We start from the raw sequence: 18642 nt of genomic DNA, 5'->3' as shown, positions 1-18642 counted from the left end.
GATGCCGCCGGGCAATTCGCTCTGGCATCGAGTGCGCATTTGGCTATGGTGTAGGCTTGGACCTATCCGAAGGGGGGAAGGATAGTTGGCCGAAATCTTTGCAGTTGCTATCGTCGGTTCGGGGCCTGCCGGCCTCAGTGCGGCCGCGCGTGCGGCGGCTTTGGGCGTGAGCCACGTGCTGCTCGAAAAGACCGATCACCTGTCGGACACGATCTACAAATACCAGAAGGGCAAGCACGTCATGGCGACGCCCAGCAATCTGGTGCTGCGTTCGGACGTGGATTTCGACGCGGGCAAGCGCGAGACGATCCTTGGCATCTGGGACGAACAGATCGCAGGCCATAAGGTCAACGTGAAATACCACGCCGAGGCAAAGGCGATCCGCGGCACCGGTGATCCGATCCCCGGAAGCATCCAGCAGATCGTCACCCGTGCGCGCGATGGCACCAAGTCGGTCAAGGAAATCCAGCGCTGCGCGCCGCCCTATGCGATCGAATTGACGAGCGGCGAGACGATCATGGCCGAGAACGTGATCCTCGCCATCGGCACGCAGGGCAATCCCAACCGGATGCGCTGCCCCGGCGGCGATCTGCCGCACGTGCAGTACCAGCTGGATGATCCGGCCGAATATGTCGACGAACATATCGTTATCGTCGGCACCGGCGACGCCGGGATCGAGAACGCGCGCGGCCTTGCCGAAGACCCGGCGCAGCGCAACACCGTCTCGATCCTCAACCGCGGTACGGAATTTCCGACCGCAAAAGATGCCAACGTCAAGGCGCTGCTGGCCGATCATGAAGCAGGCAAGCTGATCGTCCGCACCGAAAGCGAGACCAAGTCGGTCGAGCCCGGCTTCATCACGCTGACCACCCGCGACGGCGAATTGCGCATCCCGTGCGACCGGATCATCGCCCGCATCGGATCGGCCCCGCCGCGCCTGTTCGTGGAAGAATGCGGGATCGAGTTTTCGAGCGAGGATCGCACCGCCTTTCCCAAGCTTTCCCCGGTGTTCGAAAGCACCGCGCCCGGCATTTTCGTGATCGGCGCGCTGGCTGGCTATCCGCTGATCAAGCATTGCATGAACCAGGGCCACGACGTCATCGAGTTCATCAACGGCAACACCGAACTGAAACCCGCCGACGAACCGATCATTGCAGCCAAGTTCGCCGATCTCCCCGGCAACCGCAGCACCGACGAATGGCTTGAATTCCTGCGCACCAGGGTGTCGATCCTGAACGGCATGAACCCGCTGCAGATGCGCGAATTCATGCTGGATTCGACCGCGCGGTACTTCGCGCCCGGTGAGGTGATCTTTGAACGCAATGCGCCCGGATCATCGCTGTTCGGGATCGCGAGCGGATCGGTCGCGGTGGAGGTCAATCCGGCCGATCCCTCGATCACGATCCCGATCGAGGCCGGATCGATATTTGGCGAAGTCGGGCTGATTTCGGGCCGCCGCCGGGGCGCGACAATCCGCGCGGCCGAAGACACCATCGTGGTCGAAATCTCGCGCCTCGCGGCGCTTAAACTGCAATCGCAGGTGCCCGCCGCGAAAAAGGCGATCGAGCGGATTTCTATCGAGCGGCAATTGCTGCAGATGTTCGGATCAGGCCTGAAAAGCGAGGATGTCGCCCCGCTGGTCGAAGCGGCGCAGGTGCAGGAAAAACGCGCAGGCGAGATCGTGGTGACCGAAGGCGCGGATGACAAGGACATCTTCATCATCCGGCGCGGATCGATGATCGTCGAAAAGCAGGTCGGGGACAGGCCTGTGTTCCTCTCCTACCTGCCGGCAGGCTCCTATTTCGGCGAAATGGCGGTGATCGACGGTTCGGCGCGGACCGCCACGGTCAAGGCGGCGATCAAATCCGAAGTGATCCGCCTGCCGGGCGAAGGCTTCCTCGAATTGCTCGAACGCAATCCCGCCCTGCGCGAACGGGCGCTGAAGGACATGGCCGGAAGGCGGGCCACCAATGCCTTTATCGAAAGCCGGAAGGGGGAATTTTCGGGCGCGGTCGATCTTTATTCGCAGACCGCGCAGTTCCTGGTCGATAACGGCATCGGCGAAGCGACCGACGTGCTGCTGATCGACGAGAAGCTGTGCATCGGCTGCGACAATTGCGAAAAGGCCTGCGCCGACAGTCATGATGGCCTGACCCGGCTCGACCGCGAGGCGGGCAAGACCTACGCTCATCTCCACGTGCCGACGTCATGCCGCCACTGCGAACACCCGCATTGCATGGCCGATTGCCCGCCCAACGCGATCAAGCGCGGGCCGGACGGCGAAGTGTTCATCGATGAAACCTGCATCGGCTGCGGCAACTGCCAGCGCAACTGCCCCTACGGCGTGATCCGGATGGACGCCAAACCGCCCAAGAAGCCCAGCCTGCTGCAATGGATGCTGTTCGGCTCCGGCCCCGGCCCGGGCGAGGCGTCCTATAGCTGGCGCAAGAAAGCCGCCGAAAAGGAAGACGCGCCCAAGGCCAAGCTGGCGATCAAGTGCGACATGTGTTCGGGCATCGAAGGCGGCCCGGCTTGCGTCCGCGCCTGCCCCACCGGCGCCGCAATCCGCGTGTCGCCCGACAAATTCCTGACCTTCACCAAACTGACCGAGGACGTCGAATAGTGGCGACCAAGGTTTCAGGCACATCCAATACCCGGTTCAAGCAGGATGAAAGACGGCGCGATTCCGATCACGTCAGCTTTCTCAAACACCGGCGCTTTCGCTGGCTGTGGATCGCGCTTGTGCTGAGCGGCATCAGCATCGCGGGCTTTGTGCTGATCGATCAGGAGCCGCGGCCCAATGGCGGCACGTGGTACGGCTACACGCTCGGCACCATCGGGCTGGGGCTCATTATCTGGCTATCGCTGCTGGGGGTGCGCAAACGCCGGATCAACCCCGGCGCGTGGAGCCTGAAGGCGTGGACATCGGCCCACGTCTATCTCGGCCTATCGCTGATCGTGATCGGCACGCTGCACACAGGTTTCCAGATCGGCTGGAACGTCCACACGCTGGCCTATGTGCTGATGCTGCTGGTGATCGCGACCGGGATTTACGGCGTAATCGTCTATGCCACGCTGCCCGCCAGCCTTTCGGCCAACCGCAAGGAAATGACCCGCGCGCAGATGCTCGACGCGCTGACCGCGATCGACCGCCAGTTGGAAAGCGCAGCCCAGCCGCTCGGGCGCGCGGACGCCGATTGGGTGATTGCCGCGCTGGAACAGGACACGTTCCATGGCGGCGCGCTGGGGCGGCTCACCGGACGTTATCCGCGCTGCGCTACCGCGCGGGCGCTGAAGGGCATGGCCGGATCATCCGGAGCGGTGGACCGGGTGATCGCGCTGCTGGAAAAGCGCCGCGATCAGCTCACCCAGATCCGCGGTGCGCTGCGCATCCGCGCGCTGCTGGAAATCTGGCTGTTCATCCACATCCCGCTCACCATCGCTTTGATCGCTGCGCTGACCGCGCACGTGATCAGCGTGTTCTACTACTGGTGAGGCGGGCGGCGTGGCATTCCTGATCCGCACCATCGATTTCACCGCCGCCGGGCGCGAGATCATCCGTGACCGCGTGGTCGAGCAGACCGCGCTGACCATCGGCCGTGCGGCGGAATGCGACATTCACCTTCCCGATCTCGCAGTCGAACAGCGCCATGTGCGGATCGATCGCCAGCCGGACGGCACGTTGGCGGTGGAGGCGCTCGGCACGCTCGGCTTCGGGCTTGACGGGCGGGTCGTTACCCAAGGCATCATCGATCCGCACACCGGCGGCGAGATCGCACTCGGCGCGGCGCGGCTGGCGGTGGCGCGCGAGGGTGACGATACCATCGCGATCACAATCCGCCAGATCGCGGCCGATGAAGGCAAGGGCGATGCCCTGCGCGGTTTCGCCCTCGCCAGCGCGCTGCCGAGCAAGCGGGCGATGAGCTGGATTTTCGCAGGCGCGATTCTGCTGGCGCTGCTGATGGTGCCGGTGGCGAGCCATCTGCTGCGCGATCCGGTCAAGAACGATCCCGAAACAATCGTTCCGGGACAGGTCGTGATGGATGCCGCATGGTCGGCGGGCGCATTGTCGCTGAAGCATCACGAGCTCGAAGATAATTGCGAAAGCTGCCATGTCGCCGCGTTCGAAAGCGTGCAGGATGAAACCTGCATTTCCTGCCACGAAGGCTTGGGCGATCATGCCAAGCCCACCCGGCTGGCCGGAGGGATGGCCCCGCTTTCCAGCGGCGATGCGCTGCAATGGCGGATTGGCGAGGCGCTGGGCAAGGAAGGGCCGCTGGGCTGCGTGTCCTGCCATTCCGAGCACGAAGGCCCGGTTCGGCAGAAGCCGGCGAGCGAGGCATTCTGTTCCGATTGCCACGATGCGCTGGACACGCGGCTGACCGACACGGCGCTGGCGAATGCGCATGATTTCGGCAAGGAACACCCGCAATTCCGCCCCGCCTTCTATGCCAGTTTCGGCGCGGCCAAGCCGGTGCGCGCCTCGCCGGATACCAAGCCGATCGAGCGCAGTGGCCTCAAATTCCCGCATGATGTCCACATGGATGCGCGTGGCGGCGCGGCGCGGATGGCGCTGTCCTTACCCGATTACGGTCAGCCGCTCGAATGCAAGGACTGCCATTCGCTCACTGCCGACAAGATCTCGTTCAAGGAGGTGACAATGGAGGATTCCTGCGAAGGCTGTCACAGTCTCGTATCGGGCCGCACGGCAAGCGGTGCCTTCAGCAATCTGCGCCACGGCGACGTGAAGGATCTGGCCGAAGACCTTGCGCGCATCAATCCGGCCCCGCGCCCCGCGCTCGCCTCGGGCCGCACACGCCCCGGCCAGTTCGCGCGCGGTGGCGCCTATGCGGCGAATTTCGGGCGACCCATGCGGGCCTACATCGGATTGTCGAACGCGCTGTCACCCGGCGGCATTTGCACTGAATGCCACCTGCCGACCACCAAGCAGGGGCGGCCCGATCTGATGCCGGTCAACCTGCCCGATCGCTTCCTGACCAGTGGCTTCTTCACCCACGAAGCGCACCGGAAGGAAGAATGCACCGATTGCCACGCAGCCGATACGTCGAAGGCGGCGACCGACCTGCTCATCCCCGATCTCAAGAGCTGCCGTGATTGCCACCTTGGAGCGACGGCGGTGAAGACCAAGAAAATCGTGCCATCCGACTGCGCGATGTGTCACGCCTATCACGTGCCGTCGGGCCAGTGGTCACCCAAGGGCAAGGCTCCCCACTACAGTCCCGCGCCTGCCCCCGACAAAACAACAATTGCCGCATTGTTCGGCCAGGCGAAACCCTGAGGATGGACCGGGTCGCACCATCCGGCGCCGTGCTGATTGCACAGATGACCGATATCCACGTCGGCTTTGCTCCGCACGAGCGCCCCGAGGAACTGAACCTCACCCGCTTTCGCGCGACGCTGGAACGCCTGCTGACGGGACCGAACGTCCCTGACATGCTGGTGCTGTCGGGCGATATCACCGATCATGGCGACGCGGAAAGCTTCGCCAAGACCGCCGAACTGCTGAAAGACTGCCCCTTTCCGGTCATCCCGATGGTGGGCAATCATGACAGCCGCGAAGGCCTGCTGGGCGCTTTCCCGCACATCGCGCCTGCCGAGGGCGGCTTCCTGCATTTCGTGATCGAGGCGCGGCTCGGCCTGCGGGTCATCTGCCTCGATACGCTGGAGGATGGCCGCCACGGCGGCGCGTTTTGCGAGGCGCGGGCGCGGTGGCTGGCAGCGCGGCTGGCCGAAGCGCCCGATCAGCCAACGCTGATCTTCATGCATCATCCGCCGGTGGTCGCCGGGATCGACTGGATGGATCCCGCACCGGACGAGCCATGGATTGTCCGCTTGCGCGAGGTTCTGAACGGGCAGTCACAGGTGCAGGCAATCCATTGCGGGCATCTCCACCGCCAGATCACCACCCGGTTCGCCGGTCTTCCGCTGGGGGTCACCCCCTCGGTCGCGCCGCTGGTGGCGATGGACCTGACCCCGATCGACAAGGACGTGCCCGACGAGCGCGAGTTGATCACCACCGAGCCGCCGACCTATGCGCTCCACCGCTGGGACGGCACGCGGCTGGTTTCGCATTACGAGCGGGTGGGCGATTGGCAGGTGCTGGCGCGTTTCAACGCCGGGCTGCAGCCGATGATCGAAGGCATGTTCGCCGAGCGGGACTAATCCTCACTTCGTCATTGCGAGCCGAAGGCGAAGCAATCCATGAACCGATTTTGCTCAGTGGCGCAATGTCGGGCCATGGATTGCCACGTCGCCTCCGGCTCCTCGCAATGACGAAGCGAAAACTTACTTCCGCGCCGCCCGCAGCACGCCTTGCGGAGCCACCCCGACCCAGCGCCCCATGTCGACCTCGTCGCTGACCTTCCACGGCACGCCGCTGCGGGTCATGAACAATCGCTCCATCTCGGGCCGGGTAAAGGGCCGCGAGCCGAGCCGTCCGAACACCGCCATCTGCCCGCCGGTCTCATCCACCGCGCGATCGCGGTCCAGGCCTTTGCTGATTGCAATGGCGGGTGTCGGCGTCTTGGCCCAGGCGATCATCTCCGGCACCGGCGCGGGGCTGAAGCCGTAGAAGTTGCGCTGGCTGTCGGGGCTGGTCAGTTGCAGCACCTTCATCCCATTCTTCCCGTCCGCGACATAACCGATCAGCGATGCGTTGGTGGTGCCCACCATCACGTCCTCGGCATCGTTCAGCGTGCCGCCCAGCGTCACCTTCTGGAAGATGCGCGGAGCTCTCGGATTCTTGACGTCGAGGATCACCAGCCCTTCGGCCTTGGCCGCGACATAGGCATAGGTGCGCGCGATATAGATCCGGCGCGCATCGGCCAGCGGCACTGTCGCTTCCGGCACTGCGACCGGATTGCGCAGGTCGGTGACATCGAACAGCTTCACCCCGTCCGCGTCGGACACCCACAAGTAACGGAACTGGATCGCGCTCGCCCGCCCGTCTCTCAGTTCGCGCACAGCCGCGATTTTGGGCGTATCGGGATCGGCGAGATCGACCACCACCAGGCCTTTGGCTGCGGTGATATAGGCGACCTCGCCCGCCAGATGCACGTGCCGCGCACCGTCCAGCACCCCGTCAGGGTTCCACGCCTCGGACCCGTCGGCAAAGGTCTTGCGGCGCAGCTTGTTGTTGCGGAATTCGCCGTCCGCCAGCGTGTTGACGTTGACGAGGATCAGCCCCTCGACCGCGTCGGTAACGACCGCATAATTATAGATCGGCAGGAACGCCTGCTCCTGGTTCATCTCGCGCATAGCGGCGGTGTTGCGGGTCGGGGCGATCGGCTGATTGGTCGCGATCGCCATGCAGGTCGCGTTGGTGGTGCCGACATTGGTATCATGCCCGAGCGGCGAGAACGGCCCCTTGAGGATGCGCTCCGATGTGCCCTTGTTGGCGATCGAGGCGACATCGTAGACGGTGAAACCGCCCTTCCCTTCCGCCAAGAACATGTATTCGCCGCGCAGTTGCAGGCAGCCGACGCGGCCCGGCGTGCCTTCGTGGACATTGGCGAATTCCTCGAACGGGTGGGTTTCGCCCGACAAATCCTTGTCGAAGGTCTTGCCGCGCACCCAGTTCTTCAGCTCGCGCCCGTTCTGTTCGACGTGGAGGTTCCAGTAATCGGGATAGGCATAGCGGTGGAGATAGGATCCGAGCACCGCCTGCGGTTCGTCATATTCGGTGACGCGGGTGGCCTGAAAGCCGCCTTCCAGCCCGGTCCACGCATGCAGCCCGACGAAATTGACGTAGTTCGTGCCGAGCAACAGCAGCTGCGCCATGATCGCGTTGTTATCGTCCTTGGCCGACAGGTGGCAGTCGCTGCACGTCTTGGTCTCGGTCTTCCTCACCGTGTGCGGGAAGTGCGGCGCGAAGGCCTGGGATGAAAAGCCAATGGAACTGATCGGCGGCTGCTGCACATAAATGCGTTCGCGGTTGATGTTGGTCGAGGACAGCACCAGCGCCGAGGACGACCGCACCGGGGCGGTCTGATTGCCCTTGGTGGTCTGGTGCTTGCCCAGCTGGAACATCTCGTCACGCGCGACCTGCGGGTTGTAGGTGGCGAAATTGCGCGTTTCGCCGCCTTCGTAGCGGTGGCTCTTGGTCTTCCAGTTCGCCTCGATCGGCAGGTGGCATCCGCCGCAGCTGGTCGTCCACGAAAGGTGGCAGGTGAAGCACGCCATCTCCGGCTCGCGGTGGGCACGGTCATCGGCGGCGATGCCGGTGCCAAATTCGAAATTGCCGGTTTCCGCGCCGTAGCGGCTGACCAGCTTGGCCCGCGCCGCCTTGGCGTTGAAGACGGGAGTTTCGGGATCGACCGAATCCTTGACCAGGCTGACCTCCCATTCGAGGCTGGGATCGACGATCGAGCGCTGGATCAGCTTGCGGCGGCCATCATCGCCTTCGGTCCATTCGAACCGGCGCTGCCCATCGGGGTTGCGCAGCAGGGCCATGTTGTGGCCTTCGGGCGGGGCAGCGGGGCCGCTGGTCTTGAGCGTCGGATAGGCATCGGGCGTGCCGTGGCAATCCTTGCAGCCGATCTCGATTGCGTTGGCGACTTCGCCATAGATCAGCCCGTTGCCGTGGCTGTCCTGCTCGTAATGGCAATCGGCGCATTGCATTCCGACTTCGGCGTGGATGCTCATCATGTGCACCGCCTTGCCGGGATTCGTGCCGGGTTCGACGAACTTGCCTTCGCCTTCCTTGCGCCATTTTTCCGGATCGTCGGGATCGACGATCTTGCCGTCGGCATCGAGCAGATTGCCTTCGCGGTCGCGTTTGAACACTGCGCGGAAATTCCAGCCGTGGCCGTGGTAATCGGCGAACTGGGTGTCTTTCAGCGTCGGGTTGAGATCATAGACGTTGCGCAGGAAATCGAGGTCGCCCCACTTGCCGCGCACAGCCGCGGCTTCGGGATTGCGGTCGTTGATGGCGCGCACTTCCTCGGCGGTGGGGTATTTCTGCTCCTTCGGCCACATCGCGGGGGCATCGGATTCGTAGTCCCACATGGTGTAGCCGAGGTAGGAATTCAGGAAGATATTGGGCTGGTGCATGTGGCAGTTCATGCACTGCGCGGTCGGGATCGCGCGGGTGAAGACGTGCTGCAGCGGGTGGCCCTTTTCCTTGACCTTGCCGTCGATAGTGAGCGCGCCATCGGCGTCTTTGTCTGCGCTACCGCTTCGCTGCTTGAGCGCATCGGCGTGATCATCGTCCTTGTGACCCGGCTGCTTCACCGCGCCATGTTTTGCATCCTCATAACCCGCCGCGTGTTCCAGCTTGCCTGCGATGGTCGGATCGCTGGTGATCGTCTGCCCGTCGCGGCCATATTGCGCATAGATCAGCGAATGACGCGGTTCTCGGTCATTGGCATAGACCACGTGGCAACTGGCGCAGCCCGAATGGCGATAATCGCCCGGCTGATCGTTGGTGCCCATGAACCACGTGAAGGGATCATTGAGCCGGGTCTTGTGGATATTGAGCGCCGGGATCGCCACCCGCAGGCCGGTGCCGGGGCCGCGATTGGATTGCTTCAGATCGGGCCGACCCGGCTCCTCCAGCCGCTGGATCTGGCCGGTCGGATTGGGGATCGCAATTTCGGGAAACTGCGAATTGATCGTGCGCCCGCCGCGTTCGAACACGCGGAACACGTCGCCCGGCGGGATCACATGCCACGTCGGCAGTGGATACATCTCGGCAATCACGCCGCGCGCGATCTGTTCTGGCGAGAGCTTGCCCCCCGGTCCCGCACCGGGCGAGGTGATCTTCGCCGGTTCGCCCTTGCGCGTATAGGCCTCGCCCAGCAGGTAGTTCTTGAACGGCAGGATCCCGTTATTGTAACTCGCCCCGCCCCAAAGCATCGCGCCGGTCGCCATGATCGATCGTTCCGCCGCCTCGATCGCACCCATGTGGCACGCCCCGCAGGCATCGCGGGCGACGCGGTAATCGGACGGGTTCACGAATTTGACGAACTCGGGCGCTTCCTTGTTGAGCAGCGAATAGGACCGCTTGGGATTGGCCGAGGACGGAAAATGCCAGCTGTCGGGGTATTTCGGCAGAACATGCGCCCGGTCGCGCGCGGCGACGTAATCGGGGCTGTCGTGCAGCAATTCCGAATTGCCGCGCACGCCCGCATTGCCACCGTGGCAATCGGTGCAGCCCAGCCGCACCGCAGGCGTCAGGTGCATGGTCGGCGCGTCGGTCTTCACATGGCAGGTGTTGCAGCCTTCGGACTTGGCATTCATCTCCGCAACAGACTGGCGTGCGGGCGCGGGCGGTGCGAACACCGCGCTGTAATCGCGCTTGACCGGCTTTTCCTTGTCCGCCGCCATCGGCTCGCCTGCAAACAGGACAATGCCGAGCACCAGCGCCGACAGCAGCAGCGCAAGGTGACGGGCGAAAAGGCGGCCGGATTTCAGCATCAGTAGGTCAGCACCACGTTGGCGAGGATGGAGTGGAATTTCTGCTCCCCGCCCAGATTGTCGAACAGGTTGCGGAAGCCGTCACCGGCCACCAGCGTTGCGGCGGACAGGCGGACGACGATGTTCTGCGTCGCTTTGGGCCGCCAGATCGCCGCCGCCGACAGATCGAATCCGATCTCGCGCGGGATCGAGCCTTCGTTGCGCAGCACCTGCAATGTCGCGGTATTCTCGAACCACAGGTGGTTGGCGTTGGCGGACAGGCGAAACTCCGGCGACAGGTCGAAATCCGCGCCCACGCCCGCCAGCAGCAGGCCGGGGTTGTTGAAGTTGCTCTGCCCCTGCTCTTTCGAGGAACGCAGCGAATTGAGGATGCCGTTGCGCCCGTTCACCGCAATCGCTCGGCCCCCGCCTGCGAAGGGAATGGTCTGGCGAATCCAGTAGGATGTATCTGCGCCTGCAAAGATCGGGTTTTCGAAAATCGCGTCGAACCCGCCTTCGGTATCGTCATAGGGATCGCTGTCCCCGCTGGCATAGGCCGCCGACAGGCGGAAGCGCATCCAGTCGCGATCATAGCTCGCCTCGACCGCCGCGAACTGCGCGTTGATGTCTGCCGGACGATCGGTGAAGAAGCTGTTGCGGTCTTCCCCCAGCGCCCAGTAGAAACTGCCCGTCAGGTTCACGCGGCCAATGCGGCCATCCATGTTGTAGCCGAGATAGACGACATCATACTCACGCCCCCGCAGCGTGCCGAGCAGCGCCGGGCGCACCGGGAAACCGTTGGTGTCGATCTGGATGTCGTCAGCCTCGCGGTTCATGTTGTAGACCACGGTGAACTGGCTGGTCAGCGCCGGGATCAGGAAGTCCTGCCGATACGCATTGGCGACGAACACGAAATCGTCGCGCGGGCTCCGCAGGATCGCGTTGAGGCCGCTGTTGGTGTCCTTCTCCAGCCGCCAGAACGCGCCTAGGTTGAACTGGAAGCGATTGTTGTCGCGCGATCCGAACAGGCGCACGCCCAATTGCTGATCGTTGAACAGGAATCCGCGGAAATCCGACTGGAACGGCTGGATGCCCGCGCGGATCGAAATGAAATCGAACCGGTCATTATCGAACTGGCTGAAGTGGTAATCGACGAAAGCTTCCTGCACGCCGAGGAACTGGTCGAGCCGGTGGCTTTCGCGCGAAGGTTCCACAAACAGCACGCGGCGTTCGGGCACGTCGACGTAATTGACGTTGTAGGCCAGCGTCACGCGGTATTCGACCGTCGGCGGCTTGAAGGTGGTCGATCCTTTCAGCAGCGCGAAACCGGCAATGAACGTCTGGCTAAGCACCTGACTGAAATCATTGCCGAACACATCGAGCCGGTCGGGGTCTTCGGTGGTCTGCACGCCGACGGGAATCGGGAAGGTGCGCGGTTCGTACACGCTGTCGCTGATCAGATTGGCGACGAAAAACCAGTCATCGCCGGTGATCGGCAACCACGGCACCTTGTCCGGATTGATCGGCCGGTCGCCCTTGTAGGTGTTCTGGTTATAGGGATCGAGCAGGTTCTCCTTCACCAGACCCAGGCTTTCGATCAGTCGCCAGCGATCCGGGATCGGCAGTTGATCGGTAGGGAAGGCTTCGGGCGGCGGCGAACGGATTGCGCCTTCGTTATCCTGCTCGATCCGATCGGGCAGCGGGGCGGTGTAGCCGGGCCGCTCACGCCCTTCGATGATATCGGGATCGACTGGCGGGATGTCCTGCTCCCACTCGGCAGGCGGCGGCGGCGCATCTTCGCCCGGCGGTGCTGCCTGCACCATCAGCGCGGCGGGGATGGCCAGCCACATCCCCATTACAGCCCCTCACACACGTTCTGGGCCGCGCTGTCGAGGAACGGCGCGAAGGGGCAGTTGACGTAGCGCAGCCGCACCTGCCGGCTGCCGACCTGCACCACGATGCGGTCGGCGCGGATGGCCGCGGGCGCATTGCCGAACCCGCCGACGCGCTGTCCTGCGTTGTGCAAGCCGAGAAAGCTGATCATGTCGTCCTGATCGATCCCGTCGCCCGACACGCCGATCCCGCCGACCAGCACATTGCCGCGATAGATCGGGACCGAGCCGGGGAAAATCTGGATGCCATTGGCCAGTCGCGAATTCCCGCCAGCGATTGGCGGCAATCCAGTGCATCCGCGCGGAGCATCGGTGGCGCTCGCGCCGGTCACGAAACCGAGATGCTGCGCCAGATCGCCGAGCACCAGCGCGCTCTGAAGGCCCGTCGAGAACGGATTGAACTGCGCAATCGGGCGCGACAGCGGGCCGTGCGGCTGGCCGATCTCGCCATCGGGGAAATAGGGGCGCGACAGGTTTCCGCCCGAGCGGTCGGCAAAGGCAAACCCGCCGGTCAGCGCATTGGGATCGCCCAGAAAAGCGCGGGTGCGGGCAACGAACTCCGGCACCTCGCCGGGCGCGCTGAGCAATTCGTTGGCGGCAAACGCACCGGAAAAGAAATTCGCGGTGCGCGCCTTCTGCAAGCTGACATCGATCCCGAAGATCGGCGCGTCGGGTGATCGGACGATGCCCAGCACCCGCCCGCGCGTATCGACAAGGCTGATTGAAACCTGTGCGCGGCTGTCGAGCGGCTGGCGGATCTGCGCGCGTGCGCGGCTCATCACGGTGAAGGCTTCTTCAAGGATCGCCTGCGCCTCGGCAACGGTGATCGGCGCGGCGATGTCGCCCGCATCCGTTCCGGCCCGCACAGGGAAGCGGTTCGCCCCTGCGCCGTTGGACAGGACGAAGGCGTCGCGGATCGAAAATTCCGCTGCGGTCGATGGCCGGATGCCCGATGCCTCGCTGCCATAGGCACTGCCTGCGAGCAGGCCTGCGCCGCTGTAGTAGCCCGTCACCGGCACCAAAGCGCCCGCCGTCCCCACAAAGCTCGCGCCTGCGACATTGCCGATCTGCGGATATTCGATGTCGGTATAGCGTAAGGACGTGCCGTCGGCTGTAATGCGGTCGGCGCGGATGCTGACCGGCGCCTCGAACCCGACGGTGCCCGCCAGCGCGATCGCCTCGTCAAGGTCATTGTCGCGGTCGAGCACGTTGGAATCGAGGCCGTAAACCCCGTCGGCAATCACGCCCACGCCGCCGATGACCGCGCCGTTGCGGTAAAGCGGGAACCCGCCCGGATCGGCGGAGAGGCCGAGCGGTGAACGCTTCGGCCCGATCAGCCCCTCACCCGCGCGCGCGGCAAGGTCGCTGCACGGTAATTGGCTGAACTGCACCCCGAACAACGGCCCGCTTTCCAGCCCGGCGGTGGTCGGCGCTGGCGGAAAATGCTCCTGCACGATCATGCTGGCCGTGCGGGAGGAGAAGGCATTGCCGCCGCTTGATAAGTAGGCTCCGGTGATCGCCTTGGCGATGGCCGCGCCCGCGCTGGGGATGGTCAATCCCTGCACGTCGATATCATCGCCATTGGGCGCGCCGGGAATGACCGCAGTGGGTGCAGCGCCGGGCAAGGCGAACACGGCAAGGACATTGCCGACCCGGTCGGTGACAGCGATGGTCGCTGCCGTATTCCGGCTGCGCGCCTCGGCTGCGGCCTGTGCGATCACCGTGCCGACATCGGCGGCAGACAGGCTTTCGGCCGGCGGGATTGAATAGACCTGTCCGCTAGGCGGAGGTGGGGGCGGCGGCGGCGGCCCGCCTCCGGTTGCGCCGCCATTGCTGGGCGGACTGTCCCCGCCCCCGCATGACGCAAGCAGCAGCGCGCCCGCCGCGATCCAACCGGTTTTCGCCCCCCTGCGCATCGCTATTGCAGTCTGCCGATGGCGCCTGCGGCGGATTTGAGCGCGGCGCGGAAATCCGCCGGGCGATAGGCATTGGGCGCGTCCACTGCATTGTACGCGCGGGCGATGTCCCCGCGGATGCCCGCCGCTGCGCCTGCCGTGACGCGGCCTTCCTTGACCAGAGCGTTCAGCAGCGTGTCGATCCCCATCACCGCCTGCACCGATCCGGCATAGTCGGTGAAGCGCGGCGCGGTCGCCTCGCCCGCGATGATCGCGATGACGCGGAAGGCATCGGCGCTGGCATAGGCGCGGCCCGACAAGGCATCGGACAGCGCCCCGGCCCGCGCCGATAGTGCCTGAGCCGCCGCTCGCGCCTCGCCCGGCCCGGCACCCATCGCCTTGTGGAAATCGCGGCTCGCAGTCCGGAACGCCGCCGCCTCGCCCGGCACCAGCGCACCTGCGGTGGCCGACAGCATGATGATGTTTTCATCATTGAAGGGCGGATTGCCGAACGGGATCGGCCTTGCCGGATTGGTTTCGAACGTCAGCTTGCGCTGCGGGCCGTCGGTAATGGTGCGGTGGCACGAATGGCAGTCGTAGAAATAGAACTGCGGGAAGGCGCCTTCCATCGCGAATTTCGGCTGCGCGAACAATCCTGTTGAGCGGCGCACCGCCTCGGCCTGACCGACCGCCCAGAACCGCAGCGAACTGGGCGCGCCCTTGCGCGCTGTGTAATCGGCGTCGAGATTGTGGTGCTGCTGCAGCGCGCTGAACAGGTCGAGTTCGAACGAGACGCGCGGATGGCCCGCCGCCATCATCGCATGGGTCACGAACTGGCCGGGCTTGGATGATCCGTAATGGCAATCGAGGCAGACATTCGCCCGCGCCTTGGGATTGTCGAGCGGGATCAGACCCGCTGCCACGTTGGATGCATGGGTGGCGGGAACCGCGTAGTGCTCCGCCAGCCAGCTGCCTCCGGACGCGCCGTGGCAGCTTTCGCACCCGACCCCGTCTGTCAGCGTGAACTTCGCCCCGCGCTGCGCGACCGGTGCAAAGGTCGAATGGCAGCCCAGACACGCGGGCGCCTGCTTGGCATCGCCCAGGCCGAGGCTTGCCGCGATCTGCTGCCCGCGCCGACCGCCCAGTACGGCATAGGCACGGCTATGCGCGCCGCTGGGCGAAGAGGGTTCTTGCCATGTCGCGATTTCATCCTGCCGCACCACTGCGCCGTTGCCTTCGGCACGGCCATGGCAGGTCGATCCGGCGCAACTGGCAACACCTTCGAACGTGGGATTTCCGATCGCGCCCGAAGCGGGGTACAGCGCGGCCAGGCCAGCAACCGCCAGCAGGCGAATGACCTGCGGCCTGCGGAAAAGGCCGAGGATCCGTTTCGCTGTCAATCCCGTCATCTCATCCCCCCCGAGATGCCCTGGCACCAATTCCTGCTAGACCGGTGCAGAGTAGCAATCGATCTCTGAGCGCGCTTGTAGAGCCGCGTCAGGAATCCCGCCACTGCCGACTCCCCGTCGGGCCGCCCGGCCCCTTGTCACAAGCTTGGCAGTGGGATGCAACAGGCAATCCGCGCTTTTCTGCATGCCCTGTCCCGATGCGCCGTGACGCATGCCGGCACGTTGCCTCAGCTCGCAGCTTCGGCGCTTGCCTCCAGCGTGCTTGCCAGTGCCTCCAACTGAACCGAACATCCCTTGGCAATCAAGGCTTCGGCGAGCATGTCGGGCGCGTCATAATCATCGGCAAGCAGCACGAAATTCAGCTCGGCGCTGGTAGTGCCGTCAGGGCCGGTGATCATGTAATGCCCGCCCTCTGTCACCGGCAGACGCGCCGGATCGAGCGCCGCGACGGTAACGGTGTCGTCGAAGGTGACTTCGGCCTGCACAGCGCTCTCGCCGTGGCCGGTGATGCGGTAGGTGGCGGTGCCTTCGGTGCCCGGACGCCACAGCCGCACGGTGGCAAGGTCATACAGGCAGACTGTGCCCGAACGGGTGATGTCGACATACCACAAGCTGGGATTGGTCACGACATCGTCATCGGGCGCCCGCACCGCTCCGGTGCGCACGCGCGTTGCCGCACGCTTGCGAGTCAATGAGGCGAAGCGGTCGGTCGCGACCTGCGGGCGATCACCCACGCGGAATGTGCCCGCGCCCTTGATCACGCGGGTTCCTTCGGACGTAAGCACAGTCACCACGTCGCCCGGCTTCAAGGTGATGCTGGTCGCATCATCCAGCTTCGTGCCGACCGGATACCTGGCCGACGAAGGCCCGGTGGACTTGACCACAACGCCGGCCATTGCCGCCGCCGGCAAAGCCAGTGCCGCGCCGCCCAGTGCCATCGCCGCAAGTGCCTGTTTCATTCTAACCGAGAACATAAGTTCCTCCCTCGTCCATTTCCCGCATCCGCTTTACCAGATTACGTAACGCTGAGTCATCCGGATGACGATCCGCGACATCCTGTGCCAGCCGGATCGCTGCTGCACGGTCGCTGGCAGCCAGCAAACAGGCTTGTGCCAGAGTTTCGCGGTCGGCGCCCGGAAATTCGGGAACCGGCTCGAACAGATCGACGGGCCGCGCACGGCCACGCAACTGCACCCGGCCCATCGGACGCCACCAGTCCAGCCCCGAAGCTTCGGCGAATTCGCGGCTCGCCATCACGCTTGATTCGAGCGCCTTGTTGGCCGCTTCCAGCCGCGCGGCGGTGTTCATCGAATCCCCCAGCGCAGTGTACTGGATGCGGGTCGCCCCGCCGAAATTGCCGATCACCGCCTCTCCGAAATGCAGGCCGACGCGGGTCTTTCCGATTTTCGGCAGGCTAGCATCCATCGCTGCCACCTCGCGGCGGAAGTGCTCGCCCGCCTGCCAGATCGCATAGCCTGCCTTGGCCGCGCGGGTGCCATCATCGGGCCGGGCAATCGGCGCGCCCCAGAACGCCACCACCGCATCGCCCACGAATTTGTCGATCACCCCGCCATGGTCGAGCACCACCTGACTGAGCAGATCGAGATAGCGATTGAGCAGCTTCGCCACCATTTCCGGCGGGATCGCGTGGCTCATCTTGGTGAAGCCTTCCAGATCGCTGAACAGCACGAAGATTTCGCGCTTTTCCCCGCCCAGCGACAGCAATTCGGGCTTGTCGATGATAGCCTGCGCAATGTCGCGCGGGATATACTTGCCGAGCGCGCCGGTGGCGAAATTGCGCTGCACCGCGCCCGAAGCGCGGGCCGCCGCCGTGACCGCGGTGAAGGCGATGATCCAGCCCACCAGCCAACCGACCGCAGGCAGCCCATAGGTATCGACATTGCGCAATTGCAGCAGCGCCGGGATGCCGATGAAGACAAGGATCAGGACGATCAGAAACGGTGCCAGCCGGCGCGCGGGCCATTCGAGCAGCGCGGTCAGCGCCGCGCTCAGCACCACCAGCGCCGCCATCACCCACAGCACCCACGACGGGATCGGGGCGAGTACGCGGTTGTCGAGCATCTGCGCGATGATCTCGGCATGGACCGCGATCCCCGGCGGCACTTCGCCCGTGATCGAGGTGAAGGTCGTCTCGACCCGGTCGTAATCGACGATATCGCCGCCGATCAGGATATATTTGCCCGCGATCTGATCGGCCAGAAACGGCAGCACTTCGGGATCGGCATCGGCAAACAGATCGATCTGGAGCGCGGGAAACAGCGGTGCATCGACGAATTTGGCACGGCGATAATCGATCGAGCCTTCGTATCCGGCAAAATTGCTCGCAGGCTCGCCCGCATCTGTCAGCATTGCCCGGCCCAGCAACGGCGGCAGGTCGGCCACGATTTCGGGCCACACCCGCGTTGCCCCGAAGGTATTGTCGAGCCGGATGCTGGCGGGCCGCGTTCTGGTGCCGGTGAACTGGCCCTGGAATTCTTCCAAATATTGCTGCTGCTCGTAGACGATATCATCCTTGTTGGTGGCAAGGTTGGCATAGGCGAGCGCGACCGGCGTGCGCATCGTGCGCAGCGTCTCGATCAGTTGGTCATCCTCGTCCTGCGGCTGGTCGAACAGAATATCGATCCCGATCGCCTTTGCGCCCATGCCATCGAGATTGCGCAATGTCCGGGCCAGCACGCCGCGATCGAGCGGCGAGCGTTTGCGGGCCTTGATAAGGGTCTGGTCGGTATAGACAACCAACACGACGCGGCTGTCCTGCTCGACCAGATCGGCGGCGTAATAGGCGCGCAGATCGTACAGCGCGCGCTCGGCCTCGCTGGTCAGCGGTGTCGGCTCGGCCCCGTCGGGCAGCACCCAGCTGAAGCGGGCGATGAACAGCGCCGCGCACAGCACCACCAGCGTCGCGGCAAGCTGAACCCCGCCCGCCTCGCGCACGTTGCGCCAGCCGCGTCGCAGCCAGCCGAATGGCGAATTGCCAGGCGTCGGCCGCAGTTTCATCCTCGGGGAATC

The 18642-nt window shown here is 64.6% G+C and carries 10 protein-coding genes; 4 read left to right on the top strand and 6 right to left on the bottom strand.

Going from position 1 to position 18642, the window contains the following annotated elements; genetic code table 11:
• The first annotated feature begins 85 nt into the window (after nucleotides 1-85).
• From Q0L48_RS04010 to Q0L48_RS03995, 4 genes are read left to right on the top strand one after another with little or no spacing between them, the layout of a single operon-like run.
• Nucleotides 86-2623 (top strand): cyclic nucleotide-binding domain-containing protein, encoded by a 2538-nt coding sequence (locus Q0L48_RS04010; protein WP_296717519.1) that lies wholly within the window; start codon nucleotides 86-88, stop codon nucleotides 2621-2623.
• On the top strand, nucleotides 2623-3495 hold the full coding sequence (locus tag Q0L48_RS04005; RefSeq protein ID WP_296717518.1) for a hypothetical protein: 873 nt from the start codon (nucleotides 2623-2625) through the stop codon (nucleotides 3493-3495). The genes Q0L48_RS04010 and Q0L48_RS04005 overlap by 1 nt, the downstream gene beginning before the upstream one ends.
• A 10-nt stretch (nucleotides 3496-3505) precedes the next feature.
• Nucleotides 3506-5299 carry a cytochrome c3 family protein gene (locus tag Q0L48_RS04000; protein ID WP_296717515.1) on the top strand — a complete coding sequence of 598 codons (1794 nt, stop codon included), beginning with the start codon at nucleotides 3506-3508 and terminating at the stop codon, nucleotides 5297-5299.
• A 2-nt stretch (nucleotides 5300-5301) separates the two neighbouring features.
• Nucleotides 5302-6183 carry a metallophosphoesterase gene (locus Q0L48_RS03995; protein WP_296717513.1) on the top strand — a complete coding sequence of 294 codons (882 nt, stop codon included), beginning with the start codon at nucleotides 5302-5304 and terminating at the stop codon, nucleotides 6181-6183.
• A 123-nt stretch (nucleotides 6184-6306) separates the two neighbouring features.
• On the opposite strand, the gene Q0L48_RS03990 is transcribed toward Q0L48_RS03995, so the two are convergent.
• The 6 genes from Q0L48_RS03990 to Q0L48_RS03965 all read right to left on the bottom strand — a co-directional run bounded on the left by Q0L48_RS03990 (nucleotide 6307) and on the right by Q0L48_RS03965 (nucleotide 18630).
• Nucleotides 6307-10437: a hypothetical protein gene (locus Q0L48_RS03990; protein WP_296717511.1), complete on the bottom strand. Its 4131-nt coding sequence runs from the start codon at nucleotides 10435-10437 to the stop codon at nucleotides 6307-6309.
• Nucleotides 10437-12272, bottom strand: coding sequence for a hypothetical protein (locus Q0L48_RS03985; RefSeq protein WP_296717508.1), 1836 nt, complete (start codon nucleotides 12270-12272; stop codon nucleotides 10437-10439). Before Q0L48_RS03985 ends, Q0L48_RS03990 begins: the two co-directional genes overlap by 1 nt.
• Nucleotides 12272-14224: a heme-binding protein gene (locus Q0L48_RS03980; RefSeq protein WP_296717506.1), complete on the bottom strand. Its 1953-nt coding sequence runs from the start codon at nucleotides 14222-14224 to the stop codon at nucleotides 12272-12274. Before Q0L48_RS03980 ends, Q0L48_RS03985 begins: the two co-directional genes overlap by 1 nt.
• A 2-nt stretch (nucleotides 14225-14226) precedes the next feature.
• Complete coding sequence (locus Q0L48_RS03975) at nucleotides 14227-15612, bottom strand: multiheme c-type cytochrome (RefSeq protein WP_296717504.1); 1386 nt, start codon at nucleotides 15610-15612, stop codon at nucleotides 14227-14229.
• 227 nt (nucleotides 15613-15839) lie between these two features.
• The gene (locus Q0L48_RS03970; RefSeq protein ID WP_296717502.1) at nucleotides 15840-16586 is read right to left on the bottom strand and encodes a hypothetical protein; all 747 of its coding nucleotides are present in this window, start codon (nucleotides 16584-16586) and stop codon (nucleotides 15840-15842) included.
• A complete protein-coding gene (locus Q0L48_RS03965) occupies nucleotides 16573-18630 on the bottom strand; it encodes an adenylate/guanylate cyclase domain-containing protein (RefSeq protein ID WP_296717500.1) in 2058 nt (685 codons plus the stop codon). The genes Q0L48_RS03970 and Q0L48_RS03965 overlap by 14 nt, the downstream gene beginning before the upstream one ends.
• Between the last annotated feature and the right edge of the window lie 12 nt (nucleotides 18631-18642).

Origin of the sequence: Erythrobacter sp. (genome assembly GCF_024305245.1) — a bacterium.
Lineage (GTDB): Bacteria > Pseudomonadota > Alphaproteobacteria > Sphingomonadales > Sphingomonadaceae > Erythrobacter.
The sequence above is the reverse complement of the archived record's forward strand: the minus strand, read 5'-3'. Positions and strand labels throughout refer to the sequence as shown.

Coding starts and splice junctions, on each gene's coding strand:
- Q0L48_RS03965 (WP_296717500.1), bottom strand. CDS start 18,630: ATGAAACTGCGGCCGACGCCTGGCAATTCGCCATTCGGCTGGCTGCGA.
- Q0L48_RS03985 (WP_296717508.1), bottom strand. CDS start 12,272: ATGGGGATGTGGCTGGCCATCCCCGCCGCGCTGATGGTGCAGGCAGCA.
- Q0L48_RS03990 (WP_296717511.1), bottom strand. CDS start 10,437: ATGCTGAAATCCGGCCGCCTTTTCGCCCGTCACCTTGCGCTGCTGCTG.
- Q0L48_RS03975 (WP_296717504.1), bottom strand. CDS start 15,612: ATGACGGGATTGACAGCGAAACGGATCCTCGGCCTTTTCCGCAGGCCG.
- Q0L48_RS03980 (WP_296717506.1), bottom strand. CDS start 14,224: ATGCGCAGGGGGGCGAAAACCGGTTGGATCGCGGCGGGCGCGCTGCTG.
- Q0L48_RS03995 (WP_296717513.1), top strand. CDS start 5,302: ATGGACCGGGTCGCACCATCCGGCGCCGTGCTGATTGCACAGATGACC.
- Q0L48_RS03970 (WP_296717502.1), bottom strand. CDS start 16,586: ATGTTCTCGGTTAGAATGAAACAGGCACTTGCGGCGATGGCACTGGGC.